Raw genomic sequence first — 26,711 nt, forward strand, 5'->3', positions numbered from 1 at the left:
GACGAGCGACGGCCCCGTGATCGGCTCGGGCACGATGATGTGTCGCGGCTCCGCCTCCGTCGCGCGAGGCTCCGTCGTGCGAGGCTCCGTCGTGCGAGGCTCCGTCGTGCGAGGCTCCGAGATGCGCTCCGTGGGGGTCATGAGCGTCCCCGAAGGAGGAGGCTTCGCGTAGTCGGAGCGGCGCGGCGTCGTCGGGAGCTCCGCGACCTCGGGGATGGAGGCGGCGGTCGATCTCGGCGAGCCCTCTTCCTCCGCCCGCGCGACCGCCGCGCGTCGGGTCGCGAGCGTGTCGGCGGCGGTGGCCTCGACCCAGGCCGCGACGTCGCGGCCGAGCGCACGCTGGACCGCGTCTTCGAGCGCGACCGCCATCGCGCGCGCGGTCTCGAAGCGGTTCGCCGGCTCCGCGTCGAGGGCGCGCATCACGATGTCGTCGAGCGCGGACGGAAGATCGGAGGCGTGTGTGCTCGGCGGCTGCACCCAACCGACGAGGATCTTCTCCATCGTCGCCGCCTCGCTCTCGGAGGCGAAGAGGCGTCTCCCGGTGAGGAGCTCCCACAGCACGATGCCCGCGGCGTAGACGTCCGTGCGGCGGCTCACCTGATCGCGCCGCAGCTGCTCCGGCGCCATGTACGCGAGCTTGCCCTTGAGGTCGTTCTCGCCCGTCGCCTCCTGGCGCTTCTTCGCGTTCGCGCGCGCGATGCCGAAGTCGACGAGGCGTGCGACGCCGTCGGCGCCGACGAGGACGTTCTGCGGGGACACGTCGCGGTGGACGATCTCGAGCGGCTTGCCCGTCTCGCTCTTCGCCTCGTGCGCGGAGTGGAGGCCATGCAGCATCTCCGACACGACCGCGACGACGATGGGGAGCGGGACGCGCCTCCCTTCGCTGCGGCGAAGGAGCGCGGAGAGCGCTTCGCCGTCGACGTACTCCATGACGATGAGGAGCTCGCCGTCGGTCGAGACGACGTCCAGGGTGGGGACGACGTTCGGGTGCCGGATGCGCGCGGCGAGCCGCGCCTCGTCGGCGAACGCGGCGGCGAAGGAGGGATCGGTGCAGAGGTGCGGGTGGAGGCGTTTGATCGCGACCGTGCGCGAGAAGCCCGCCGAGCCCACGAGCCGGCCGAGGTGCACGGTCGCCATGCCGCCGGCAGCGATGCGCTGACCGAGCGCGTAACGGCCGACGTTCACGGGGGAGCTCGCCATCGTGCGGTCTCTTCGGAGCGTACCAAGAAGCGCACGCGACGTCGTCGCTCGAGCTGGCTCGACGATTGCCAGTGGAGGGGATCCGAAAGCGAGGTCATCGTGCGTTTCGATCGTTCATCTGCCATTCCTTTTCTCCTCACCAGCGCTCTCTTGGTCGTCGCGTGCTCGTCGTCGAACGACGGGGACGGCTCCTCTTCGAGCGGCGGCAGCTCCACGGGAGGTGTCGGAAATAGCAGCGGAACCTCGACCACGGTGGACCCCAAGGACCCGAACCCGGACGCGGGCTCGAACGGCACCGTCGGCGAGGGAGGCACGGTGGAGGACGGCTGCGGCGCGAACGGCTCCGTCAAGTGCGCGCAAGGCCAGCCGTGCAAGGAAGACGCAGACTGCAATGGGGCATGCAGCTACGCCGGGACGTGCGTGGACGCCCCGAGCTGCAAGTACCACCTCGGCGGCGACACCTGCGGCAAAGGCGAGGTCGGCACCGACCTCGCGCAGCACGAGAACTGCTGCCGCACGCTCCCGGTGAAGGGCTTCACCGACGGCGCGCACCCCGGCAAGGAGGTCTACCTCGACAAGTACGAGATCACGGCTGGCCGCGTGCGCGCCTTCCTCGACGCGATGAACGCGCGGTACGGCAAGGTCGACATGCAGCGCTGGGTCAACGAGAACGCTCCGCCGCAATGGAACCCGAACTGGACGCCGTTCCTCCCCGCCGATCGCGACGCCGGCGCGCTCCTCGTGAAGAAGGAGAACCTCGGCGATCCGCGGCCCGCGCCGGACAGCATGCAGCCGGTCCCGACGAGCGATCAGAACAAGCACACCGGCTCGGACTACCAGTTCAACGCGGAGCTCCTCCTCTATCTCCACGGCAACAACTGCGGGACGCAGCAGCAGTCCTACGGCTTCCCGACCTTCTTCTATCCCGGCGACGTCCTCGCGAAGCTGAACGTGGGCACGACGACGTTCCCGCCGCGCGCGGACGGCAAGGACGACAACGGCGTGCTCATCCCGGCGAGCGAGCACCTCGACGTGAAGTCGATGAACTGCATCACGAACGCGATGCTCGTCGCGTTCTGCGCGTGGGACGGCGGTCAGCTCGCGACGGAGGAGGTGCTCGACTACGTGACGGGCACGCCCGCGTCGCTCGGCGACAAGGCCGGCTGCGGGACGCAGTCGAACGGCACCGATCCGCCGGAGACCGACGCGCAGATGAAGGGCGGTCGCTGCGCGGACCTCGACAAGATCAACGCGACGTTCGACGCGGGCGGCCAGCTCCCGCGCCCCGATCACCCGGCCAACACGTACAACTACATGTTCCCGTTCCTCGGCGACGCGGTGAGCCACGACAAGTCGTGGGTCATCGCCGCGCCGGGCCGCGGCACGTGGGCGACGAACAAGGAGCCGGCCGACATGGTCCGCATCGATCCCGCCGACGAGCCGTGGATGGACCTCCACGGCAACGTGATGGAGGCCGCGCTGAAGACGACGAACGGCCAATCGACGGGCCAGTTCGCGATGAAGTACCGCGGCATCGGCTACCAGAGCGCGCGCTCGCACCTCAACATCGACGTCGAGTGGGGCGTCGACGGCATCAAGCGCATCGCGCGCGCCGAGGCAAAGGCCGCCTTCACCGGCGGCCGCTGCATGCGCTTCAAGTGAGGAACGCGCGAGCGCGAAGCGGCACTACCAGATGTCGGCTTCGCGCTCCGCCACCACGGCGCGGACGAGCCATCGCAGCAGGTCGACGTCCGTGCAGTCCTTGATGCGAGCGCGCCCCGCCGCCGAGATGCGGAGCGAGCGCGCCCTGATGACCGCGAGGAGCGAGCTCCGCGTGCCCTTGGCGACGCCCTTCGCTACGCCGTCCTTCATCCCATTGCCGTAGAGCCTCTTCGCGGTCGGCCCTTGGTACACGTAGTCGAAGAGCGGCATGAGCTTCCCGTATCGGTGGAGGAGCCGGCGATGAACGGCTTCGAGGAGATCAGCGTAGGTCCCCGCCCGTTCCACGTCCAGGCGGCGAGCGGCGTCGAGCGCGGCGACCATCGCGTCCTCGCCGCGCGCTTCATGCGCATGCACGAGCGCGCTGACCATCGCGAGCTCGGCGAAGCGCGCCGCGTCTTCTCGACGCGTGATGAGAGGGATCTGCTCCGGCCCGAGCACGATGGGGCGGAGCGGGCTCTCCGGCTGAAGCGACGCGATCGGCCGCGCCGCCCAGCGCGCGACCCGCGCGTTCGGCGCGATCACGACGAGGCGGCAGGGGCAGCGTAAGCGCGCGTGGAGCGACGCGAGGTAGAGCGGCCACGCGAACTGCTTCGCGCGCGTCAGGGGTGGCCGGGGCCAGAACGGGCCAGGCCAGGGGCCAGGGGAGGCGGGGCTTGGTCTCGGGGCGAGATCGCGCTAAGCGGCTGCCGCGGTGCGGTTCTGGCTGTTTCTCGTCGTCCCGGTCTTCGGGCTGGTCTTGCTCGTCGCCTGCGGGAATCGCGCGAAGCACGAGGAAGCGGTGCCGACGGCGTCGGACGCCTCGACCACGGCGGCGGAGCTCGACGCCGCACCGCTCGGCGCGGCCGACGCGGGAGCGCAAGAGCGTCGCCTCGTCATGCAGCTCGCCGCCGCGAACTTCGTCGCGTCGGTGAGCGATCAGCCCGACTGGCCCGAGAACGACGCCGGCGCGCGGCGCATGGGGTACCTCCGCAACGGCGCCGTCGTCGACGCGTACGACCCGCCGGTCAAGAACGACGAGTGCAAGGACGGCTGGTACGAGCTCGTCACCGGCGGCTACGTCTGCGGCAAGCACGCGACGATCGACCTCACCAACCCGCGCGTCCGCCTCGCGCCGAAGCAGCCCGATCGCGACGCCGGCATGCCCTATCGCTACGGCGTCAACGTCTCGGACGGGACGCCGCTCTACCGCCGCGTCCTCAACGCCGAAGACCGCCGGCGCTACGAGCACCCCGCGCGGCCCAAGCCCGCCGCGAGCGCCGAGCCTGCGAGCGAGGCGAAGGAGGAAGAGCCCGCCGCCGCCGCTGCCGCCGAGCCGGTCGAGCCCGCGCCGCCGGCCGAGGCGAAGGACGACGAGCCGCCGCTCTCGCAGGAAGAAGAGCCTCCGCCGCAGCGAAAGCACACGAAGGACAAGCATCGTCCCTCCGCGAAGAAGGACAAACACGCGAAGAAGGACAAGGACGAGAAGAAGGACCTCAAGCCCGTCGCCGATCCGTTCAAGGACCGGAGCAAGGGCGATCGCCCCTCGCTCAAGGAGCTGAAGGGGCGCGGCGTCCTCGTGCGGAAGCTCGCGCGCGGGTTCACCATCGCGCTCGATCGCGAGTTCAAGGGGGCGGGCACGCGCTGGTGGCGGACCACCTTCGGCTTCGCCGTCCCGTTCGATCGCGTCGCGGTCCAGGCGGGGCAGACGAAACATCAGGGCAACTGGTTCAACGGCGCGAACGCCGTCGCCCCGATGATGCCGCTGCCGGCCTATCCGAACCTCGCCGAGCTCGACGCGAGCGCAGAGGTCGTCACCCCCGACGCCGGCGCGCCGATCGCGGGCACCGTCGGCTTCATCATGTTCAGCGGCGCGAGCAAGCTGGAGATCAAGGAAGACGAGAAGGGAAACCTCAAGGTCGGCTGGGGAGCGCAGCCGCTCCCGAAGCGAAGCGCGGTCCTGCTCTCGGGCCGCACCCAGGTCGTCAACGGCGCGACGTACTACGAGACCGTCGGCGGCTTCTACGTGCTGCTCCCGCAGCTGAAGCTCACGCGCCCGCAGATCCCCGCCGACGTCGGCGAAGGCGAGAAGTGGATCGACGTCGACGTCACGCGCCAGCAGCTCGTCGCCTTCGAGGGGCGCCGGCCCGTCTTCGCGACCCTCATCTCCTCGGGGCGCAAGAACGAGGGCGATCCGGAGCACAACTACGCCACGCCGCCCGGCGTCTACCGCGTCCGCGAGAAGCACGTGACCGCGACGATGGACGCCGACACCGCCGCGGACGGCCCGTACTCGATCGAGGACGTGCCCTGGGTCATGTACTTCCAGGGCAGCTACGCGCTCCACGGCGCCTTCTGGCACGACAGCTTCGGCAACCAGCGCAGCCACGGCTGCGTGAACATGAGCCCCGACGACGCGCGCAGGCTGTTCGACTGGGCCGATCCGCCGCTCCCGAACGGCTGGCACGGCGTCTTCAGCAAGGACGACAACAGCGGCTCCCGCGTCGTCGTCCACGAAGACCCGCCGCCCAAGCGGCGCTGACGTTCAGGCGCCGACCGGCTTCGTCCGCCAGAGCGTCGCGGAGAGCGCGGCCGCGACGACGGCGGCGGCGGCCCAGAACAGGATCGCGGAGTGGAAGTCGGCGTGCTTGAGGAGCCAGCCGGTGACGACGTCGCCGCTGAAGGCGCCGACGTAGCCCATGAAGTCGACGAAGCCCGCCGCGGCGGCGGTCGTGCCCTTCTTCGCGAAGTCCTGCGCCGCGGTGCCGACGAGGAGGATCTGCGCGCCGTAGAGGAAGAAGCCGATCAGCGCGAGGACGAGCACCGTCGGCGCGCTCCCGAGCGGCGCGACGTAGTCGAAGACCAGCGTGAGCACGCCGACCATCGCGAGCGTGACCGCGATGACGGGCGCGCGGCGCGACTGGAACCAGCGATCCGTCGCCCATCCCGACGCGAGCGCGCCGACGCCGCCCGCGAGCGGGAACACCGCGACCTTGAGGCCGGCGAGGAGGACCCCCGAGCCGTGGAGCTTCTTGATGTGCCCCGGCGCCCAGTCGAGGAAGCCGTAGCGCACGATGTCGAGGCCGAAGAGCGCGATCGCGAGGACCCAGATCTTCGGGTTCGTGAACGTGACGAGGAGCGTCTCCTTCACCGAGAGCTTCGCCGCGGGCTCCGCCGTCACCGGCGCGAGCGCCTCCATCGCCGGCGCCTCGCCCGGCTTCGGCCGCTCCGCCATCCGGAGCCGCGCGTGGACGCCGACGGCGGCGAGGACGAGGGCGGGGATCACGAACGCCGCGCGCCAGTCGCCGAACACCGTGACGAGCGCGCCCGACGCCGCGATCGTGAGCGCGGAGCCGAGCTGGTAGCTCGTGCCGATCACGCCCATGATCCGCCCGCGCTGCGTCGGCGTGAACCAGCTCGCCATGATCTTCACCGTCGGCGGCCACCCGCCGGCCTGGAGGAGACCGTTCGCGAACCAGATCACGAGGAGGACCGCCGCCGTGCGCCCGAGCGTCACGTTCGCCGAGAACACGTGCACGACCGCGTTCACCGGCCCCGCGAGCGGCAGCGCGTCCGCGATCGACCCCGCGGCGGCGAAGAGGAGGCACGCGGTGACGGAGCCGAACAAACCGTTCAAGAGGATCCGCCGCGGCCCGAAGCGCTCCGCGAACTGGCCGTTGAGGAGCTGGCCGATCGCGTACCCGATCTTCAGCGAGCCGAGGACGAGCCCCATCTCGAGCGGATCGATCGCGAAGCTCCGCTCGATCTCGACCCGCGCCGGTCCGATGTTGACGCGGCAAAGGTAGAAGCAGCCGTACGTCAGCCAGACGACGAAGAGCGTGCGTCGCTGCGCCTTCGAGAGATCCACGCAGCGGCGAGGCTATCTCATCCTGGTCGCCGCCTGCGCGTGATGCACACGAGCCCGACGAGGCCGGCGAACCCCGCCGCGCGGAGCACGCGATCGCCGGTGCCCTCGCCGCGGTAGCGGTAATCCGCGGCCCGCGGCGGGATCGGCTCCGCGGTGACGAGCGCGGTGAGCGCGGGAGCGCCGTACGCCCGGCCCTCGCGATCGACGACGACCGTGCGACGGGCGAAGAGCGCTTCCATGACGCGCTCTTCCGTCGGCGCCCCGTCGACGAACACGTACGTGCGGCACAGCCCGAGGACGCTGCCCCAGTGGTAGTCGGACGAGCCGATCGGCATCAAGGTCTCCTGGTCCCGCTCGTAGAACGCGCGGAGGTCCTCCCAGCGCCAGCCGAGGCCGCCCGCGAACGCGAGCGGATGCATCAGCTCGCTGCCGTCGAGCGCGCCGCGCACCGGCTCGTACGCGGACCAGTAGCGCTTCACGGGATGCGCCGCGATCGCGATCCCGCGCTGGAGATGGATCTCGGCGATGACGGCGTCGAGCGGCTGGCTCGGCGAGACGGTCTCGTGGATGCCGACCGCGATGAGGTGGAACCGCTTCGACGTCACCTCCTCGCCCTGGAGGACGATCGGCGTGCTCCCGCCGCGCCAGCGCGCCCACGCGCGCCCGATCGCGCCCGGGATCGCGGTGTTGTGCTCCGTGATCGCGATCACGTCGACGCCGCGGCGCTCGGCTTGCCGCACGACGCCGAGCGGCGTGAGCGAGCCGTCGCTGAGGGTGGTGTGGACGTGGAAGTCCGCCTCGAGCACGCGGTAGCCGCCGCGGTGGATCTCCGGCCGCTCCGGCGTCGGATCGTAAACGACGCCGCCCGCGAGCCCGGCGACGAAGAGGCCCGCGAACAGGAGCTTCAGAGGATCGGCCATAGCTGACCCACCGCGAGGAAGTAGCCGAGGATGAGGACGTGGTTCGTGACCCAGAAGGTCACGTTCGCGAAGGCCGCCGCGCGCCGCGCGAGACCGAGGCCCGCGCGGAACATCGCGTAGGAGAGGACCATGCTCCAGATCGCCGCGCCGAGCAGCATCGGCCCGAAGAAGAGGAACGCCGGCCTCTCGGGGTGCGGCGCGAAGAGCACCGTGCCGGTGAAGAACAAGAAGAGGAGGAGCCACGGCCCGACGCCCTCGAGGTAGAAGGCGAGCGCGCGCCGCCACGGCGCCGCCCGCGCGAAGACGCGGACGACGAGCGCGAGCGAGATCGCGTGGACGAGCGGGAGCCACGCGAACGACACCATCGCGAGCACGAGCTCTGCGGGCGCGAACCGACCGGTCGCGCTCACCGACACCATCGCTCCCATGACGAGCAGGAACCGCCCCGCGCCGAGGGGAAGCGACGCCTGCGCCGGCTCCTCCGCGAGCGCGCGGTAGCCGCGGAACGGTCGCGTCATCAGCAGGAGCGGCAGCGCCCACATCCCCCTCATTCTAGGTCGCTCTTAAGAAGAGGATGGCACGCGCCGTTCAGCGGCTCCGTGACCCGCAGCATCCTCCTCGCTCTCGCCCTCGCCGCCTCCGGCTGCGCGATGAAGAGCGGGAACCTCCCGGCCGAAGAGGCCCCGACGACCGAGACCGAGACCGCGACCACGAGCACGAAGACGACCCGCATCGCGGACGAGCCGCGCGTGTGCGCTCCGAGCCCCGGTCCTTCCCGCCGCGAGCAGGTCTGCTGGCGCTGGCGCTGCGACGGCGATGCGTCGCGCCCCGCGACCTGGGGCGGCGACGGCGCGACGTGCGACGCCGCCGATCTCGACGCCGACGCGGCCGACCGCGCGCTCCGCCGGATCAACGTGCACCGCGCGCTCGCCGATCTGTCGCCCGTCGTCCTCGAAGACGCGTGGACCCCCGCGGCGCAGGAGTGCGCGCTCATCGCGCACGCGAACGCGAAGCTCTCGCACACGCCGCCGGAGGACTGGGCGTGCTGGTCGCCGCTCGGCGCCGCGACGTCGGAGCTGAGCCTCGTCGCGAACCGCAGCGCGCCGCTGTCGATCGCGGCGTACTTCGAGGACCCGGGCAACGAGACGACGATGGTGCATCGCCGCTGGCTCCTCGACGAGGGCCTCACCACGGTGGGCCTCGGCTCGACGAGCAAGTTCTCCTGCGTCGTCGTCGACGGTCGCGCGCTCGGCGGACCGAAGCCGGCGAAGGCCGCCGCGGGCCGCGGCTGGGCGGCGTGGCCGCCGGCGGGTCCGGTGCCCTTCGACGTGTTCACCGAGGAGAAGCTCGACACCGCGGGCTGGACGATCCAGAGCACGAGCGACGAGCTCGCGACCGCGGACGTCACCGTCACCGAGGACGGCGAGCCGCGGCCGATCACGATCACGCGGCTCGGCGCGGGCCTCGGCAGCCGCTCGGCAGTGCGCTTCGTCCCGAACGGCTGGAGCACGGAGGCGGGGCACGCGTACGTCGTGACGGCGGGTGCGATCCAGCTCACCGTCGAGCCGGTCGACTGCGACGTCCCGTGACGCGGAAAACGAAGGAGGCCGCTCGACTGACCACCAAGAAACGCGGTGGTTCGCATGCTCGTGGTGCCGCCGTCACAGTAGCGCGCGGTCGATCGAGGCCTACCTTGGTGGTCGTCGAACGAGGCAGCGCCGCGCGGATGACCCGCCCGACGGCTCGCCCGAACGAAGAGGTGCCCATGGCCAATCGCCTGCGCGACGTCGTCGTTGCCCAGCATCGACGGATCCTTGCCGTCATCGATCGAGCGGAGTCCGCGCCGGAGCCCGCCGCGCTCCGTCGCGTCGAGCGCGCGCTCGTCGCTCACCTCGACGCGGAGGAGGCGGTCATCCATCCGGTCTCGGAGCCGCTGCTCGAGACGGCGCGATACGGACACGAGGCGCACGTCGTCCTGCGGTTCGCGCTCGATCGCATCTGCGCCGCGGCGACGCCGAACGAGCGAGCGACGCGCCTCCGCGTGCTGCGCGACCTCTTCGTTCATCACACCGAGCGCGAGGAGTGGATCACGCTCCAGCTCCTCGAGTCGCGCCTCGAGCCGGCGAAGCTCGGCGCGATCGCGCGCCAGCTCGAGGTGCTGTTCGTCCCGGCGCTCCTGCCGAAGGCGAGTCAGACCGCGCGGCGGAAGGAGCGGTAGACCGGCGTCCACGCCGTCTTCGCGATGTGGTCCTCGAGGTCGCCGAGCTCGGTGTGCTGCGCGACGCCGTCGGCCACCGCGCGGCGCGCGACCTTCGCCGCCACGCGCGCGGAGGCGGCGCGGAGGTCCTCGACCGGCGGATAGACGAGCCCCTCGGCGCCGTAGCGCTCGATCGTGAAGTCCGCGAGCGCCTGCGCCGCCTCCGCGACCATGCCGTCGGTGATCTTCTTCGCGCGGGTGAGGATCGCGCCGAAGCCGAGGCCGGGGAACACGAACGCGTTGTTGCCCTGCCCGATCGCGCGCGTGACGCCGCCCTCCGTGACCGGCTCGAACGGGCTCCCCGTCGCGACGATCGCGCGCCCCTGCGTCCAACGGAGCACGTCGGCGGGGACCGCCTCGCACGCGCTGGTGGGGTTCGAGAGCGCGAAGACGATCGGCCGCGACGTGTTCTCCGCCGTCGCGCGGACGACGCGCTCGTCGAACGACGCGCGCTGGCCGGAGAGGCCGAGGACGGCGGTGACCTTGCCGTTCGCGATCGTCTCGACCAAGGTAGGGATCGGCCCCGCCATCGTCCAGTCCTTCGTCAGCGCCGCGGGCTGCGCGAAGTCACGTTTGTAGTCCTCCATCGCGCGGCCTTCGACGAGGAGGCCCTTCGAGTCGACGACGAAGAGGCGTGCGTGCGCTTCGGCGCGCGAGAGGCCGCTCCGCTCGAGGCCGCCCTGGATCGCGCGCGCGACGCCGATGCCGCCCGCGCCGGCGCCGAACACGACGAAGCGCTCGTTCGCGATCGTCCCGCCCTTCGCGTGCGCGGCGGCGATGAGGCCCGCGAGCGCGACCGCGCCGGTCCCTTGCACGTCGTCGTTGAACGACGGGACGACGTCGCGGAACGCGTCGAGCACGCCGAACGCCGTCTCCTTGCCGAAGTCCTCCCACTGGATGATCGCGTTCGGCCACCGCGTCTTCACCGCCTCGACGAAGCGGCGGACGAACGCGAGGTGGGCCTCGCCGCGGAGGCGCTCCTTGCGCACGCCGAGGTAGGCGGGCTCGTCGCGGAGCGCGGCGCGATCGGTCCCGACGTCGAGGACGACCGGCACGGTGCGGAGCGGGCTCACGCCGCCGGCGATGGTGTAGAGCGCGAGCTTGCCGATCGAGATCGCGAGGCCGTTCCAGCCCTGATCGCCGATGCCGAGGATCGCGGACGAGTCGGTCGCGACGATCATCGCGGGGTCTTCGACCGGGTACTCCGCGAGCACCTCCGCGAAGTCGCGGTCGTCCTCGATCGAGAGCGTGAGCCCGCGCGCCTGCTCGTAGACGTCGGAGAAGCGCTCCACGCCCTCGCCCACGGTCGGGGTGTAGACGACGGGGAGCATCTCGCGGAGGTGGCTCGCGAGGAGCGCGTAGTAGAGGACCTCGTTCGTGTCCTGCACGCGACGGAGGAAGCGGTAGCGGCCGAGCGACGTGCTCTCGAGCGTGAACGCGGCGTACGCGCGCGTGACCTGCTGCTCGAGCGTCTCCACCCGCGGCGGGAGGAGGCCGTCGAGCCCGAGCGCGGCGCGCTCCTCGCGCGTGAACGCGGTGCCTTTGTTCGTGAGCGGCGAGCGAAGGAGCGCGGCCCCGGTTTCGCGCACGTCGATGAACGCGGTCATGCGCCGCTCCTTACCACTTCGGGCACGCCGGATCACGTTGCCGGGTATCCTTTGGTGGTCATGGCCATCACCGAGAGCGAGGCGCTCGCAAGCCTCCGGATCCTGGTCGCGATCGCGCACGCGGACGGCACCGTCCACGAGGACGAGAGGCGCTCGCTCGCGGCCGCGATCGAGAGCTTGGAGCTCACGAAGGGCGTGCTCGGCGGCGTCACGGTGGACAGCCTGCTCGCGGAGCCCGTCGACGTCGACGGAGAGCTCGCGCTCCTGGAGAGCGAGGAGGCGCGGGCGCAGATCTACCGCAGCGCCTATTTCATGGCCAACGCCGACGGCGCCTGCACGCCGGACGAGCAGGTGCTCCTCGAGAAGATCGCGGCGCACGCGGGGACGACCGACGCGGAGCGCGCCACGCTCGATCGCATCTTCGTCGGTCGCGCGTCGCGCGAAGGCGGTCCGCTCTCGCTCGCGCCGATCGCTCCGCTCGCCGACGCGGGCGAGCGCAGCGCGGAGGTGCGAAAGCGCGCGCTCCGCTACGCCGTGCTCACCGCCGCGCTCGGCGCGTTCCCGATCCCGGGCCTCGCGATCGCGACCGATCTCGCCGTCGTCGCGGTGCAGCTCAAGATGATCCGCGACGTCGGCGCGCTCTGGGGCCACACCCTCGACGCGGCGGCGGCGAAGACGCTCCTCTACGGCGTCGGCCTCGGGACCGGCGCGCGCCTCGCGGTGAACAACCTCGCGAAGCTGATCCCGGGCTGGGGCAGCGTCATCGGCGCGACGACGTCGTTCGTGTCGACGTACGCGCTCGCGACCGTCATCGACAAGGTCTTCGCTGACGGTCAGGTCCCCGCGACCGCGAAGCCGGAGGACCTGCGCGCTCGGTTCCGCGCGGCGGAGGAGATCGCGCGCTCCGTCTACAAGGACCAGGAGGAGGTCATCATCGCGTCGCAGCGCGCGAACAGCGCCGTCTTCGACGCGCTGAGCGAGCAGCTCTCCGAGGGGGTCATCTCGCAGGAGGAGTTCGACCGCAAGGTCGCCGAGCTCGCGTGAGTCAGCGCCGGCGGGGACGCCGCGTCACGGGGCGGGGACGAGCTCCGTGCCGGTGGCGGCGCAGCCCGTCGCGACCATGTCTGCGGTCTTGCCGTAGGTGCCGTACGACCACGAGATCTCTTCGACCGTGCTGTATCGCTTGCGGCACCCACCGACGACGCCCTCGCGCGGGCACGCGGCGGCGCGGAACGTGGACGCGAGCGTCGGCGTGCTCTGGAGCAGACACCACGCCTCGAACTCCTTGACGCCGTCCGGCGTCGTCCCGGTCGCCTCGCGACAGAGGTCGCCGGAGTACGAGCAGGAGATCGCCGCGGTCGTCGGCGCGGTCGCGGCGCTCGGCGGCGGCGGCGTCTTCTTGCGGTAGGGGACGCACGACGGCCCCGCGCACGCGATCGCCGCGCCGGCGAGCTCCTTCGTCGAGGTGAACATGACGTAGACGTCGGCGCCGTGCGGGAACACGTGCGCCGTGACCGCGTCGCGGGAGAAGCCGGCCTGGCCCACCGTCACCGCCTCCGCGCCGGAGAGCTTCTGCACCGTCGCCCGTCCTCCGTTCGCCGGATCGGAGAAGCCGACGTAGAGCGCGCCCGCGTCGTCGAGGGCGAAGGTGTGTTTGTCGCCGGCGGGGAGCGTGACGCGGACGAGCGCGCCGCCCTCGACGCGGTAGAGGTGCACCTCGTCCTCCCTCTGCGCCGCTACGTACGTCGTCTCCTTCACGTTCGCGTTCGCGTTCGCGTTCGCGTGGAGCACGCGGAGCGCGGCGCCGTCGAGGGCGGCCTCCACCTCGAGCTCGGCGACGCGCTCGAGCGTCGCATCCGCGCGCCGGTACACGGCGAGGAACACGCCGGCGTCGCGCGCCTCGGTCGTCGCGACGCGCAGGTCGCCGTCCGCCGCGATCCCGAGCGCGATCGACCGCCCGGTCCCCGCCGTCGTCTCCGCCCGCGCCGTCGGGGTCGAGACGCCGAGCGTCGCCGACGATCGGTAGGCGTAGGCGAGGCCTTGCGCGTCGACGGGGAAGGCGAGCTGCGGCTCGATCTCGAGCTGGCGCTGATCCGCCCCCGCCGCGCGCGTGACGACGTGGCTCCAGCGGCCGTGCGGCGCGAAGATGGTGGCGTTCAGCTGCCCCATCGCGCGCCCGCCTTCGAACCAGTAGCGCGTCCGCAGCCCGTCGAAGCTCGCGTCGGACGAGAGGTTCGGTTCGACGACGCTGACGTCCGGCCCGTCGACGAACCCGTTCGTGAAGAACCCCGACATCGCGAAGGTGACGGGGCCCTGCTGAAGGCGCCGCGTCACCTCGATCACCGCGCCCGGCACGCCGTCGTGCACCGTGAAGGCGCGCGGCTGCACCGTCGCGACGCCGTCGACCCCGAGCACCGGCACCGGCACGAAGCCGACGTAGGAGTAGCCGCGGCCCTCGATCAGCGCCGCGCGCTCGGCGCGATCGTCGTATCCCTCGCTCGCTTCGTCGCCGGACCCGCACGCCGCGACGAGAGCGGCGGCGAGCACGGCCTTCACTTTGGCGCTCATCGCTCACCTTCTATCGTGGCGCGACGCGCGGCGGAAGCACGCGGAACCCCTCCGTCAGCTGGATCTCCGGGACGCGGCCGGCGTGGACGGGGAGGTCGCCGAGCGCGGCGAGGAGGCGCTCCGGCGCGATCGCCTCGCGCGCGACGTAGCCCGCGTGGACGCGGCCGCCGCTCTCCCACGCCGCCGCGAGCTGGACCTCCGGGAGCGTGTAGAGTGCATCTTCCACGCGGCGGAGGCTCACGCCGCCGACGAAGCGCGAGAGCGCGTCGACGAACCAGAGCTTGCCGGTCGCGTCGCGCTCGAGCACGTCGTTCGTCACGAGCCACGTGCCGCCGTCGGCGAACGCGTTCGCGATCGCGCCGGGGAGGATCTCGTCGGGCTCGACCTTCACCGCGAGGAGCCCCGCCTCCTCCGCGCCCGCGTGGACGAGGTGTCCCGCGCCGTCGCGCACGACCTGCCGCGTCTCCGGATCGAACGCGACGAGGGTGACCTCCGCGCTGCCGGGGAGGACCGAGCCGAGCGAGCCCGGCGCGTCGCCGGAGGCGTCGGCGAGGATCGCGCGGTGCGCGGTGCCGGCGTAGAACTCGATCGTGTCGACGCCGAAGCGCTCGCGGAGCCGCGTCGCGAGCGCGGGCCGCATGCCGCTCCCGGCGAAGAGCCGGACCGGGAGGTGACGATCGGCGCGCTCCTCGAGGAGCGGGCGGAGCATCTCTCCTGTGTAGAATACAATCGTCGCCCCGGCGTGCCGGATCGCGGCGACGAGCGCGCCCGCGTAGTCCTTGCGCGGCATCTCCACGAGCGCGAGGCGCGCGCCGCCCGCGAGCGCGGCGCCGGCGCTGACGAGGAGGCCGGTCGGGTGATGGAGCGGCACCGCGCACAGCACCGTGTCGGCGGGCTCCACCGTGCACACCGCCGCCGCGCCGATCGCGGAGAGCGCCCAGCGGTGGTTGGTGACCGGCACCGCGCGGAGCGCGCCGTCCTGCTCCGAGGGGCGGAGGAGGATCATCGCGAGGTCGCGCGCGGCGCCTTCGTCCGCGTGCTCGAGCGCGATCTCCGTCACGTCGACCGCCTCCATGTCGAAGGCGCCGTCGATCGCGCGCTTGCTGCCGCCGCCGAGGACGAGCGCGCCCGGGATCCCGACGTGCTCGGGATCGACGACGATGCGGTCGACGCCCGCGTCGCGGAACGCGTCCTCGACGCCCTCGCGCGGCGCGTCCGGCGGCGCGATGACCGCGATCGCGCCGATGCGTCCGAGGGCGGTCGCGGTCGAGAGGAGGCTCGGCCGGCTGTGCATCCAGACGCCGACCTTCTCGCCCGGCCGTACGCCGACGAAGGTGAGGCCGCGCGCGACGTTGCTCACGCGCGTGTCCGCGTCGCGGAACGAGAACGCGCGCCCGCGCCAGAGGAAGAACGTCGCGTCCGGCGTCTCCTTCGCGCGGCGGGCGAGCTCGCGGCTCGCGCTGATCTTCGTCTCCGGCTCGATGCTCGCGAGGCGGCGGAGGCGCGGCTCCTGCCAGCGCACGGTGTCCACCGTCGCGTTCGCGCTCGCGACGACCTCACCGAGCTTGCGCCACGCGTCCTTGACCGTGCGCGCCGCGACGTCGAACGCGAGGTCGAGCTCGAGGTCGAGGTCGCCGCCCGGCTCGTCGTCGTCGTCGTCGAGCTCGCGCGTCGACGCCGCCGGCGGGAGCGACGCGTCGTTCTTGATCCACTCCGCCACCGCGGGCCACGTCTCCGCCATCGCGGAGCCGCCGACGACGATGCCGAAGTGTCCGCCGCGCACGGTCATGAAGTGGACGTCCGCGTCGGGCGCGGCCTTCGCGATCGCGCGCACGGTGGCGGGGCGCGCGATCTCGTCGGAGCTCCCGACGAAGGCGAGGATCGGGAGCGCGAGGTCGGCGAGCGACACGGTGCGGCCGTCGATGACGAAGCCGCCCGACATCATGCGGTTGTGGACGACGAACTCGTCGACGAAGGCGCGGAACGCGGGGCCGGGCCACGCGACGAAGCCGCCGCCGCCGAGGAAGCGCCGCCGCGCCTCGCGCTTCACCATCCGATCGCGATCGTGGAGCGAGCGCAAGAAATCGATGCGCTGCTCGAGCTCCTTGCGCGTGCTCACGATCTTGAACGCGGTGCTGGTGAGCTTCCCCGGCAGGCCCTCCATCCGCTCGAAGAGCGCGCTCGCGAGCGGATGCATCGTCTTCGCGAAGTGGCCGGCGAGGTCGCTCCGCACCGCGCGCAGGTTCTTGTGGATGTCGACCGGGCTCCCGAACGTGACGACGGAGCGGATCCCTTCGCCGCGGAGGAACGCGGCGGTCTGGTACGCGAACATGCCGCCCTGCGAGTACCCGCAGAGGTGCACGTCTTTGCCGGTGACGGCGCGGACGCGCTCGATCGACGTGACGATCGCGCGGATGTGATCGTCGAGGCTGCGGCTCATCCCGCCGCGCTCGTGCTCCGGCGCGCCGAAGTCGACGACCCACGGCGAGACGCCGCCGTCGCCGAGGTAGCTCACCGCCGACGTGTCCGGCGCGACGTCGTAGATCTCGGCCGTGAGCATGAGCGGCGGGACGAGGAGCGCGACGGGCCCGTCGGCCGGGCCGGCGTAGCGCCGGAGCCGGTGGTGCGGGCCGGTGTCGACGATGTCGAACGTCGCGCTGTAGTCCTCGCCGAGCCGCCCGAACCGCGCGAGCTCGAGGGCGTTCCGCGCGGACGCACGGAGACGCCGAGAGAGGGAAGGACCGCGCGCCATCGGGACGTCACGATAGTCCCACATGTGCTCGGGAGTGCTCCCAATCTCGAAGGGGTGGGGGAGGAAACCCCGCGTGACCTCGTACATCCGGTCGTGGACGGGCCCGAGTCCTGGAAGATCAAGTGCGCGATCCGTCGCGCCGATGAGGTCGCGATGACCGACGGCGGGACGCTGATCCTCCGCCGCGACTCGCTCCCGCCGGTCGACGTCGAAGACACGGTGCGGATGCCTTCGCTCGCGCCGTTCGCGATCGACGTCCCCGACGAGGAAGATCGGTTCCCTCCCGCGCGTAACAGTGATGCGCTGGGGCTCCGCTCGACGCGCGACGTCGAGATCGGCCGCAGCGTCACGCGCAGCTCCTTCCTCGCCGGTCTGTCGGCGGGCCTCACCGCGATCTCGCTCGCGTGCGCCCTCGCCTTCGTGTCGTTCACGAGCGACGCGTTCTCCTCGCGCGCGATGCCGCGCAGGGCGCGTACGGTCGCGCACGGAAACGCGAGCCTGATCGTCATCGCGCCGGAGCTCGCGACGATCAAGGCCGCGCCGAAGAAGCGCGTGAAGAAGGTCCGCGCGGTGGAGTCGCCGGAGTCGCCGGAGACCGAGACGGCAGACGCCGAGGACGACGAGCCGGAGGTGCTCCCCGAGGGGCTCAAAAAGAGCGCGCAAGACGCCGCCGGCGCGGAGCGTCCGGTCGACGATCCGTAGCGGCTCCACGCCGCGGTCTCCGAAAAATCGGGCCCGCGCGCCGCACGACTTGCGCGCGGCGCGATCCGATCGTAACTGGCCGTCGTCGTGCGGTTTTCCGTCGTTTGCATCGCCCTCCTCGTCGTCGGTCTCCCGGCCTGCGGCGGCTGCAAGAAGGGGCCGAGCCTCGACGACGAGGACGACGCGTCGATCACGGAGACGACGAGCACCGACGAGAGCCCCGGCACGTTGGAGGAGTTCGACGCGGGGACGGGGAAGTCCGACACGCCGCAGGTGGCCGCGCTCGACTTCACGACCCCCGTGTTCAACATCACGGAGTGGCCGCCGAGGGATCCGACGAAGGTCGCGAGCGGCGAGCGCGCGAACGCGATGCGCCTCGGTTACCTGCGCCGCGGCGCGGTCGTCGCGGTGAAGCCGAAGGTCATCAAGAAGAGCAACTGCTCCGAGGGCTGGTACGAGCTCGTGACCGGCGGCTTCGTCTGCGGAAAGTACGTGACGACGGACCTCGCGTCGAAGGAGCTCGAGAGCGCGCCTCATCCGCCGTCCACCGACGGCCCGCTCCCGTACGAGTACGGCCTCAACCTCACGAACGGCGCGCCGCTCTACCGCCGCCGTCCGCTCAAGAAGGAGCGGAAGGACCTCGAGAAGGGCCTCGCGATCGGCAAGTCGAAGCGGAAGGCGGACGGCACGATCGACAACTCCGCCGCGCTCGCCGCCGCCGGCGTCTCGCCGGAGGGCAGCGCGACGCCGTGGTACCTCCAGGACCACAAGGGCCAGCGCCCGCAGGTGAAGATCGACGACATCCGCACGAACGAGCAAGGCGGCCTCGTCGTCGTGCGGATGGTGCGCGGCTTCTACCTCTCGCTCGATCGCGAGCTCTCGACGTCGTCGGGGAAGTTCTGGCGCAACACGGCCGGCTTCCTCGCGCCCTCCGATCACATCCTCGTCCACAAGTCGAAGACGGAGTTCGAGGGCGTTCGCCTCGACGCGGCCGGCGAGAAGCGCCACCTCCCGCTCGCGTGGATCACGAGCCCGCGCGCGCGCCACTACTTCATCGACGAGGGCGATCCGAACCGCGCCGACGAGAAGGAGGGCAAGGTCCGCCGCGGCGATCCGGTCGATCGCTTCACGATCCTCCAGCTGACCGGCAAGCGCCGCGTCGTCGGCGACCGCGCCTACTTCGAGACGGAGGAGGGCTGGTGGATGCGCGACATCGACGGGACCCATACCCGTCCCGGCCCACCGCCGAAGGGCCTCGCGCCGGACGAGAAGTGGATCGACGTGAACCTCTCCGCGCAGTCGCTCGTCGCGTTCGAGGGCGACAAGCCGGTCTACGCCACGATCGTCTCGACCGGCCGCCACAACGACGAGGACAAGTCGAAGGACCACCGCACGGTGCAGGGCGACTTCCGCATCCGCGAGAAGCACATCGCCGCGACGATGGAAGACGATGGCGGCTCCGACGGCGCGTACTCGATCCAGGACGTGCCGTGGATCATGTACTTCGAGGGCAGCTACGCGCTGCACGGCGCCTTCTGGCACTCGAGGTTCGGGCACGAGAAGAGCCACGGCTGCGTGAACATGACGCCGTTCGACGCGAAGAACGTCTTCGCCTGGGCGGGCCCCACGCTCCCGGAGGGCTGGCACGGCGTGAGGGCGACGAAGGAGAACGCGGGCACGCGCGTGATCGTCCACGAGGACCCGAAGGATCCGCCGAAGCCCGCGGCCGCGGCCTCGGGCTCGTCGTCGTCATCGTCACCGCCGCCGCCCGCGCCGAAGGCCGCCTCGTCGTCCGCGGCGCCCGCCTCGGCGCCTGCGCCTGCTCCGGCGCCCGCCCCTGCTCCGGCGCCCGCGCCGAAGCCCGCGCCGCCGCCGGACGAAGACGAAGACGACGACTGATCCGGCCTGAGCCGTCCGCGCCCCACCGAAGGGCGCGGTCACGCTCGAGTTGCGCAAGCCCGCGCGCGAATTTGTGGGCTTTGGCCCTCCCGCCGGCGGCCCGTAACATGAAGAGAACGTTGATGATGCGCTCGCTTCTCTTCGTCGTCGCCGCCGCGGCGATCGCCGCCTGCTCCTCCACCTCCGACGCGCCGGACACGACCGACGCGAGCGCGGTGACGAACGAGCCGACCGCGTCGTCGTCCTCCTCTTCCTCTTCGAGCGGCGCCCCCGACGACGACGACGACCCGCCGAAGCCGCGCTTCGTCGATACATGCACTCTGCAAGAATCCTGCGGACCGGCGACCGCGGCGGAGCGCTCGGGCCTCGCCGAGGTCGAGCGCTGCGGCTTCTCGCTCGAGGAGAGCGAGAACCTCGGGGCGACGCCGGAGCTCGTGAGCGCGCTCGCGGGTCTCACGACGCCGGTCTCGGTGCAGGACGTCCTCGCCGACGCGAACCGCGTCGCGACGAAGACGAACACGGTGCCGGGCGGCCCGGCCGGCGTGCAGTACGCGTTCGAGTGGCAAGGCGACGACGACGCCTCGATCGCGTGGACGCCGCAGGGCATCACCGGCACCGCCGACGCGACGGACACGGGCAAGGTCGGCCAGCGGAGCGCGGTGCTCGTCAGCTTCTACGATCACCCGGTCCCGAGCTCGGGCGAGGAGAACCGCGGCGTACGCATCGCGTTCGTCGACACGACGACGGCGGTCGCGCCGAAGTACCGCTTCGTCCTCCTCGTCGCGCCGAAGGGGACGCGCGAGGCGCCGAGCTTCGACCCGATCAAGATCCACGCGGGCGGCATCGTCTGGTACCGCGACTACCTCTACGTCGCCGACACCACGCGCGGCTTCCGCGTCTTCGACATGCGCCACCTGCTCCGCGTCGCGGTCGACCCCGGCATGTTCGGTTGCACGAACGGCACGTGCCGCGCGGGCACGTACAAGTACGTGCTCCCGCAGATCGGCAGCTACGCGGTGAAGTCGAGCTGCAAGCCGATCTTCTCGTGGGTCTCGCTCGATCGAAAGAGCGATCCGCCGAGCCTCGTCTCGGGCGAGTACTGCAGCGGCGAGGCGTGCGCGGGCCCGCTCGCGGGTCGCATCTTCCGCTGGCCGCTCGACGCGGCGACGGGCCTCCTCCGCAGCAAGGTCACGTTCCCGACGGAGGCGTACCTGATGAGCCACCGCCAGGTGCAAGGCGGCGCCTTCATCGACGGCGTCGCGTACCTCTCGTCGAGCGCCCCCACCAACGACGGCGGCGATCTCTACCGCGTCACGAAGGGCAAGAGCGCGACCTCGAAGTGGGGCAACAACCCGGAGGACCTGATGGTCGACGCCGCCAACGGCTGGCTCTGGAGCCTCACCGAAAAAGCGGAGACCCGCTCCGTCTTCGCGGTGAAGCTCACGAGCTACCCGCCCCCCTGATCGCCGCCCCCGAGCCCCCGGCCCTCCGCTCACATTTTTTGATATGGGCCTCGCACGAAGCACCGGCCGTTCGCTACGCCTTCGGTCTGGAGCCGCCCCCCATCACTGCCAGTCTGTCATCCTGCTGAGAGCCGCCACGCGCGCGAAGGATCCAGCTCGCGCACACCAGTCATCTCGCTCACTCACGGAGTCGCCGCGTTTCGGTCCGGCCCCGTTGTCCGCTCTCGTTGTCGCCGCATTTGTCCGGATTGTCGTCCCGCGCGTCCGGCGTCGGGAGCGTCTTGTGGTGTCGAGCTCATCTTGCGCGACCCCGGCGCGCGAGCGTGCGCTTCACCTTGCGTGTCGGCGCGGCGTTGAGGACGGATCGTCTCGGATCGCCGGTTCGAGCTGCGCGGTCCGCGGGCGATCCGTGTCGTGTGGGCGAGCGCGAGGGCGACGCGCGAATTCGCGGCTGCTCCGCGTGCAACCCGGCTCGAGGGCGTTCGGCACGGCGCGAGCAACGGCTCATCGTCGACGAACATCGATGGCGCGAGGTGCGTCTCTCACCGCTCCCCCCTCCCCCTCGGCGCTCCTCACGCTTCGATGCACGTCGTTCCCAATAAGAAGCCGTATCGCGATGGTCGCGATACGGCTTTTTCCTAATTACCCAACGAATCGTTTGAGGAGCGAAATGCATCTGGTTGGGACGAGCGCTCGTTGAGGCGCATGCCCCTCCGACGACCCGGCCCCGCGCGTCGGGGCTCGTTGGCCTTGTGCTCGTTGCGGTGGCGGGGCGCGAGCTTATTCGCGGTTGGTGGGGATGCCTTCGACTTCGGTTGGGTCGATGCCCCAGGTGCGGATGGGCATCGGTTCTTCGTCGTCGATCGTCTCCTCTGGTGCAGGACCGGCGGAGAGGGAGGCTTCCTTGGGCGCGACGACGATGGTGGCGCTCGTCAGCGTGGTCGTCCCGACGGCGACGTCGTCGCTCAGGAGCGCGCGCGAGGTCGCGTCGTCCATCGCGACGGACATGTGCGGAGCGATCGGCGCCTTCGCGGCGGCTTTCTCGCCGGCGCATCCGCCGAGGAAAGCCACCGCCACGAGGACCAAAGCCGAGCTGACGTGCCGCATGTGGGGTCAGGTAGCACCCACAGGAGGGTGCGCAACGAAAATGACCTCGCGCAGGGAAGATTGCGCGAGCTGCGTTTCCACTATGGAAATTGCTCAGAAAATTCCGCCGACCGAGATCCGTGGGACGCCTTCCTGGACGCCGATTCCGACGGTGTAGGAGCGACCGGAGGGTTGCTGGAACACGAGATCGGCGCGAACGGTGCGGTGCTGGATGGGCGCGCCGCCCGGGCCGGCGCGGGGGAGGTAGATCGCGCCGCCGCCCCACGCGAAGAAGGTGGTGCGCGTGATCGGGATCGTGATCGTCGCGCCGCCGCCGGCCGCGGCGTCGATCGCGCAGCCGCCGCGACTCATCCCGAACAGCGTGAGGCGCGGGGTCTTCCACGAAGAGCGGCGACCGAACAGCGGGATGCCGATCGCCGCCGCGGTCATGAGCGGGAAGCCGGGCCCGCCTGTCGCCGTACCCGCGGCCTCGACGTGATCGCTGCAACCCGGCTCGTTCAGCCGATGCGGGACGAAGCTCGAGAGCAGGTCGAGCCGCAGCGGTTCGAGCGCGAAGGCGTCGCGCGCGTCGGGTCGCAGCGACGCGTCCTGGCTCGCGCCCGGAACGAGCGGCGCGACGACGGGCGGCCCGACCGCCGCCGACTGCGCGCGCGCCTCCGCCATCACCACGAACCCCGCGCAGCCCACCACCGCCGCGACGACCCCAACCCGCATTTCCCAAGAGTAGCGCCCGCACCGTGGCGCAGCGGCCCGCATTTCCGAGGCGCGGCGCCGCGTGCACCGCTTTGGGCGAGGTCGGCTCCCCGAGATGTGTTTGCAGCCTGCTGGGCTCTGCCGGCGCCCCTGACCGAGGCGGTACGGGAGGACGTGAGGCCGTGCGAGGCCTATGAAAAAAAGAAGGTTGAGGTCGGCTGGCTGCGTCGGGGAAGCGCGGCCGGAATTCGGGGGTTACCTGTGGCGCAGGACGTGCCTACCTTGTCGGGCATGAACTACGCCACCCAAGCGCGGTCGGTTGGAATCGCCCAGAGCGCGAACGATGCGTTGTGGAAGACCTATCGCTGGATGTCCGCGGGACTCGGTGTGACGGGCCTCGTCGCGATGGCGGTCGCGAGCTCGCCTGCGGCGCTCAACGTGATCCTCGGAAACCGGATCGTCTTCTACGTCCTCCTCTTCGCGCAGCTGGGCTTCGTCATGGCCTTCCGCGCGATCGCGGCGCGGATGAGCACCGTCGCGGCGGGGGCGCTCTTCCTCCTCTACTCGGCGCTTACCGGCGCGACGATGAGCGTGATCTTCCTCGTCTACACGATGACGTCGATCGCCTCGGTCTTCTTCATCACCGCCGGCGCCTTCGCGGGGCTCTCCGCCGTCGGCTTCTTCACGAAGCGGGACCTCAGCGCGATCGGACGCTTCGCGATCTTCGCGCTCATCGGGCTCCTCATCGCGATGCTCGTGAACATGTTCGTCGCGAGCGCGGGCTTGAACCTCGCGATCGCCGCGATTGGCGTGCTCATCTTCGGCGCCCTGACCGCGTACGACACGCAGAAGCTCAAGGCGCTCTTCGCGAGCGGTGAGGTCGAAGGCAACTGGCCGCTCGTCGGCGCGCTCGTCCTCTACCTCGACTTCATCAACATGTTCCTGTTCCTGCTGCAGCTCTTCGGCCGCCGCCGCGACTAAGCGCGATTACGCGGAGGCGCGGGCTTCGAGCGCGGCGAGGATGCGATCGAGCCGGTCGATGACGGCTCGGTCGCTCTCCTCTTGCCGGCGTGCCTTGGCGGGCTCGTCGAGGAGGTTCTTCGTCATCGCGGGGCCGATCGTCATCAGCAACGAGGCGATCGTCTTGCCGGTGGACGTCTGCGCGCGGACGTCGCCGTAGCCTGCGGAGAGGCTCGTCGAGACGAAGGTGAGCGCGTCGTGGAACGACGTGACCTGCGGGTTGTGCCCCGCCTCCGCCTTGTAAAAGAGCCAGCTCGCGACGACGACGGTCGAGAGCGACGTGCCGATCGGGTCGTCGTCGTAGCGCTCGCGGAGGCCGGTCTTCAGGCGCTCGAGCGCGGAAGCTCCGAAGTCGGGCTCGGACGCCGCCGCGAGGGCGGCGAGGACGAGGAGCGGGCGCTTCTGCATCGTGTGCGGACGGTAGCCGAAGGCGTTAGGCTGTCCAGTACACATCGATGGGGCACTTCCTCGGCGTCGCGCTCGGCTTCCCGATGGCGATCTACAGCGGTCTCCTGGCGCTGGCGATCGTCTATTGGCTGTTCGTCCTCGTCGGCGCGGTGCACGTCTCGTTCGACGGCGCCGACGGTGCCGTCGACGGCGCGATGGAGGGGGCGACGAAGGGCGCGCTCGACGGCGCGGTCGACGCCGTCGACCTCGACCTCGACGTGGGGGGAGCCAGCGAGGTCGACCTCGACGTCCACGGCGACGGCGGTCACGCGGGCCTCCTCAACGCGCTGAAGCTGCGCTCGGCGCCGGCCACGCTCGTCCTCAGCCTCATCGTCTTCTTCGCGTGGATCCTCGGCATGTTCGGCGCGGCGGCGATCGACGCGTTCGGCCTCGGCATCGCCGCGAAGCTCGCGCTCTTCGTGCTGGCGCCGGTCGTGGGGGTGTTCCCGACGTCGGTCGTCATCCGCCCGCTCGCGCGCACGCTGAAGCCGGTGCAAGCGACGAAGCGCGCGCAGCTGGTCGGCAAGCTGTGCACGATCCGCACGGGCACCGTGACCGACCGCTTCGGCGAGGCGCTGCTCGAAGACGGAGGCTCCGGCCTCGTCGTGCGCGTCCGCGTCGACGCCGGCGAAAAGCTCGGCCGCGGCGACCAGGCCCTCATCGTCAGCTACGACGAGGAGAGCCAGGAATTCACCGTCGCCCCCCTCCCCGAAGTCGAACGCTAGAGCTCCCACGTGAAGGGGCCCCAGAAGCGGCCGCGAAAGCGGGCGCGAAGCGCCCCGAGCGCGCAGCGCGAGGGCCGTGTCTGGGGTGGGGTGTCGGGGCGAAGCCCCGAACCCGATCTTGCCGATCACCCTGGGCGAAGGTGTCTCCCTATTGAGGCCTCGGGGCCGCATTCGATCCGACCTCGAATCGCGGTTTTAGCGGGATTTTTGCCTGGTCCGACATTTGGATACATAGGTCCCATGCGTTCGGCTTGGCTTGGGTTGGCTCTCTCCTCTCTGTGTTTCGTGGCGTGTGCGCCGGCGGAGGTCTCGGAGGAGGCCGGGATCGACGAGCAGAACGCGGCGGGGGGCGATCGGCAGAACGCGACGCCGCTCGTCTACGTGTTCGGGAGCGGGACCGACCCGCTCTGCGCGGGCGTGCTGATCGGGGAGAAGCTCGCGGTCGTCCCGCGGAGCTGCACCGAAGGGGACATCACCGTCGGCAAGGCCGAGAACGGGACGAGCACGTGGTGGCGCGCGAAGGTGACGCGGGTGCACGTGCCGCCGCGCGGGCCGGCGGACATCGCGGTCGTCGAGCTCTCGCGCGCGCTCGACGGCGGGACCGCGCTCGTCACGCACGCGCCGCTGCGTGCAGGATACAAGCTCTTCGCGCGCCAGAGCGTGGCGGTGAGCGGCTGGGGGAAGCCGCGGCCGAACGACACGACGTCGCTCGACGTCGCGCTCACCTCGGCGACGGACTCGCTCGCCGACGTCGTCGCGGAGGGCGGTCAGCGCCTCTGCCAGCGCGACCTCGGCGCGATGGTGTGCTCGTCGATCGAGACCTCCTGGGGCGCGGCGCAGAAGTGCGGGGTCGCCGGCATCATCGCCGTCGCGCCGCCCGACAGCGCGCTCGACGAGCAAGGATGCTCCTCGACCGGCTGGAAGATGGCGCCGCTCGGCGTCTACGCCGACTTCCTCCAGCAGCTCTCGATGAAGCCGTTCCTCCCCGAGCGCGGCTGGTCGATCCTCGGCGGCGCGTGGGAGTACGCGCCCGAGGGGCTGTGGGGCCACCAGACGAGCGGCGACGTGGCGACCTGCTCCATCACCACGACGCAGCTCCCGAGCGCGCAGAAGAACCAGTCGCAGGTGGTCCGCGCGAAGGCGTCGTTCGCGGAGATGGCGAACCGCGCGGCGCCGGTCGCGAACTTCGGCATCGCCAAGAAGAGCGCGCCGCACGCGGTGCGGTGGGTCTCGGCGACGCGCGGCAGCACCGTCAAGGGCGCCGCGTTCGACGAGACGTTCACCGGAAGCATCGGCGCGGCCGAGGACGGCGACTACGTCGTCGCGCTCCGCGTCTCCGCCGACGGCGGCGAGAGCTGGACGCGCTGCGACGATCCGAACGCGCCGCTCGCCCTCGTCATCGGCGCCCCCGCGACCCCGCCGCCGGCCGGCACGAACCCGCCGCCGGCCGGCACGAACCCGCCGGCGGGTACGAACCCGCCGGTCGACGCGAACCCCCCGCCGGTCGACGCGAGCCCCGACGGCGACGACGACGACGCGAGCGAGGCGCCGCCGGTGGTGCCGGTCACGCCCGTCACGCCCGAGGCGCCGAAGAAGCCGAAGACCGAGGCGACCCCGAAGGCCCCCGCCACGAGCGACGACCCCGTCGTGCCCGCGACGACCACGACGACCGAAGAGGGCTGCTCCGCCTCGCCGCACCCCGCGCGCACGAGCGCGCTCCCCACCTTCGGCGTCCTCCTCGCCCTCACCACCCTCCTCCGCCGCCGCCGCCGCCGCTAACAGCAT

The 26,711-nt window shown here is 71.3% G+C and carries 21 protein-coding genes and 1 pseudogene; 11 read left to right on the forward strand and 11 right to left on the reverse strand.

The window, feature by feature from the left end; all coding sequences use genetic code 11:
- Positions 1–294: 294 nt before the first annotated feature.
- A pseudogene (locus KF837_01330) lies at positions 295–1,200 on the reverse strand (serine/threonine protein kinase).
- Positions 1,201–1,452: 252 nt separating this feature from the next.
- On the opposite strand from KF837_01330, the gene KF837_01335 reads away from it, so the two are divergent.
- Positions 1,453–2,862 carry a hypothetical protein gene (locus KF837_01335; GenBank protein ID MBX3225918.1) on the forward strand — a complete coding sequence of 470 codons (1,410 nt, stop codon included), beginning with the start codon at positions 1,453–1,455 and terminating at the stop codon, positions 2,860–2,862.
- A gap of 24 nt (positions 2,863–2,886) precedes the next feature.
- Here the strand turns inward: KF837_01335 and KF837_01340 are convergent, their stop codons facing one another.
- Complete coding sequence (locus tag KF837_01340) at positions 2,887–3,444, reverse strand: hypothetical protein (GenBank protein ID MBX3225919.1); 558 nt, start codon at positions 3,442–3,444, stop codon at positions 2,887–2,889.
- A gap of 169 nt (positions 3,445–3,613) precedes the next feature.
- Between KF837_01340 and KF837_01345 the strand changes: the two genes are divergently transcribed.
- Entirely contained in the window at positions 3,614–5,440 is a 1,827-nt protein-coding gene (locus KF837_01345; GenBank protein MBX3225920.1) for a L,D-transpeptidase, read from the forward strand.
- A 3-nt stretch (positions 5,441–5,443) separates the two neighbouring features.
- On the opposite strand, the gene KF837_01350 is transcribed toward KF837_01345, so the two are convergent.
- The 3 genes from KF837_01350 to KF837_01360 are packed head-to-tail and all read right to left on the reverse strand — an operon-like array spanning position 5,444 to position 8,228.
- The gene (locus tag KF837_01350) at positions 5,444–6,766 is read right to left on the reverse strand and encodes an MFS transporter (protein ID MBX3225921.1); all 1,323 of its coding nucleotides are present in this window, start codon (positions 6,764–6,766) and stop codon (positions 5,444–5,446) included.
- Positions 6,767–6,783: 17 nt separating this feature from the next.
- The gene (locus KF837_01355; GenBank protein ID MBX3225922.1) at positions 6,784–7,686 is read right to left on the reverse strand and encodes a hypothetical protein; all 903 of its coding nucleotides are present in this window, start codon (positions 7,684–7,686) and stop codon (positions 6,784–6,786) included.
- Complete coding sequence (locus KF837_01360) at positions 7,671–8,228, reverse strand: hypothetical protein (protein ID MBX3225923.1); 558 nt, start codon at positions 8,226–8,228, stop codon at positions 7,671–7,673. Before KF837_01360 ends, KF837_01355 begins: the two co-directional genes overlap by 16 nt.
- Before the next feature lie 57 nt (positions 8,229–8,285).
- Here KF837_01360 and KF837_01365 point away from each other — a divergent pair, with 57 nt between their 5' ends.
- Both KF837_01365 and KF837_01370 read left to right on the forward strand, forming a co-directional pair.
- Complete coding sequence (locus tag KF837_01365; GenBank protein ID MBX3225924.1) at positions 8,286–9,275, forward strand: hypothetical protein; 990 nt, start codon at positions 8,286–8,288, stop codon at positions 9,273–9,275.
- 176 nt (positions 9,276–9,451) lie between these two features.
- Positions 9,452–9,904, forward strand: a complete 453-nt coding sequence (locus KF837_01370; protein ID MBX3225925.1) for a hypothetical protein — start codon at positions 9,452–9,454, stop codon at positions 9,902–9,904.
- Here the strand turns inward: KF837_01370 and KF837_01375 are convergent.
- Positions 9,877–11,550: an NAD-dependent malic enzyme gene (locus KF837_01375; GenBank protein ID MBX3225926.1), complete on the reverse strand. Its 1,674-nt coding sequence runs from the start codon at positions 11,548–11,550 to the stop codon at positions 9,877–9,879. The genes KF837_01370 and KF837_01375 overlap by 28 nt on opposite strands.
- A gap of 60 nt (positions 11,551–11,610) precedes the next feature.
- On the opposite strand from KF837_01375, the gene KF837_01380 reads away from it, so the two are divergent.
- Positions 11,611–12,594, forward strand: a complete 984-nt coding sequence (locus tag KF837_01380) for a DUF533 domain-containing protein (GenBank protein MBX3225927.1) — start codon at positions 11,611–11,613, stop codon at positions 12,592–12,594.
- A 24-nt stretch (positions 12,595–12,618) separates the two neighbouring features.
- On the opposite strand, the gene KF837_01385 is transcribed toward KF837_01380, so the two are convergent.
- Positions 12,619–14,118, reverse strand: coding sequence for a hypothetical protein (locus KF837_01385; GenBank protein ID MBX3225928.1), 1,500 nt, complete (start codon positions 14,116–14,118; stop codon positions 12,619–12,621).
- Positions 14,119–14,128: 10 nt separating this feature from the next.
- Complete coding sequence (locus tag KF837_01390; protein MBX3225929.1) at positions 14,129–16,894, reverse strand: AMP-binding protein; 2,766 nt, start codon at positions 16,892–16,894, stop codon at positions 14,129–14,131.
- Between the two features lie 69 nt (positions 16,895–16,963).
- Between KF837_01390 and KF837_01395 the strand changes: the two genes are divergently transcribed.
- The 3 genes from KF837_01395 (at position 16,964) to KF837_01405 (ending at position 20,934) form a co-directional block, all read left to right on the forward strand.
- Positions 16,964–17,572 carry a hypothetical protein gene (locus KF837_01395; protein MBX3225930.1) on the forward strand — a complete coding sequence of 203 codons (609 nt, stop codon included), beginning with the start codon at positions 16,964–16,966 and terminating at the stop codon, positions 17,570–17,572.
- A gap of 87 nt (positions 17,573–17,659) precedes the next feature.
- Positions 17,660–19,471 (forward strand): L,D-transpeptidase, encoded by a 1,812-nt coding sequence (locus KF837_01400; GenBank protein ID MBX3225931.1) that lies wholly within the window; start codon positions 17,660–17,662, stop codon positions 19,469–19,471.
- A 122-nt stretch (positions 19,472–19,593) separates the two neighbouring features.
- On the forward strand, positions 19,594–20,934 hold the full coding sequence (locus KF837_01405; protein MBX3225932.1) for a hypothetical protein: 1,341 nt from the start codon (positions 19,594–19,596) through the stop codon (positions 20,932–20,934).
- A gap of 780 nt (positions 20,935–21,714) precedes the next feature.
- Here KF837_01405 and KF837_01410 read toward each other — a convergent pair.
- Positions 21,715–22,041 (reverse strand): hypothetical protein, encoded by a 327-nt coding sequence (locus tag KF837_01410; GenBank protein ID MBX3225933.1) that lies wholly within the window; start codon positions 22,039–22,041, stop codon positions 21,715–21,717.
- A gap of 93 nt (positions 22,042–22,134) precedes the next feature.
- Positions 22,135–22,755, reverse strand: a complete 621-nt coding sequence (locus KF837_01415) for a hypothetical protein (protein MBX3225934.1) — start codon at positions 22,753–22,755, stop codon at positions 22,135–22,137.
- A 348-nt stretch (positions 22,756–23,103) separates the two neighbouring features.
- Here KF837_01415 and KF837_01420 point away from each other — a divergent pair, with 348 nt between their 5' ends.
- Positions 23,104–23,715: a Bax inhibitor-1/YccA family protein gene (locus tag KF837_01420; protein MBX3225935.1), complete on the forward strand. Its 612-nt coding sequence runs from the start codon at positions 23,104–23,106 to the stop codon at positions 23,713–23,715.
- Between the two features lie 6 nt (positions 23,716–23,721).
- Here the strand turns inward: KF837_01420 and KF837_01425 are convergent, their stop codons facing one another.
- Positions 23,722–24,162 carry a hypothetical protein gene (locus KF837_01425; GenBank protein MBX3225936.1) on the reverse strand — a complete coding sequence of 147 codons (441 nt, stop codon included), beginning with the start codon at positions 24,160–24,162 and terminating at the stop codon, positions 23,722–23,724.
- Between the two features lie 47 nt (positions 24,163–24,209).
- Here KF837_01425 and KF837_01430 point away from each other — a divergent pair, with 47 nt between their 5' ends.
- Positions 24,210–24,926, forward strand: a complete 717-nt coding sequence (locus KF837_01430; protein ID MBX3225937.1) for a DUF1449 family protein — start codon at positions 24,210–24,212, stop codon at positions 24,924–24,926.
- Positions 24,927–25,166: 240 nt separating this feature from the next.
- On the forward strand, positions 25,167–26,705 hold the full coding sequence (locus KF837_01435; protein ID MBX3225938.1) for a trypsin-like serine protease: 1,539 nt from the start codon (positions 25,167–25,169) through the stop codon (positions 26,703–26,705).
- Positions 26,706–26,711: the final 6 nt, after the last annotated feature.

It is taken from the genome of Labilithrix sp. (genome assembly GCA_019637155.1).
In the GTDB taxonomy this organism is placed as follows: domain Bacteria; phylum Myxococcota_A; class Polyangia; order Polyangiales; family Polyangiaceae; genus Labilithrix.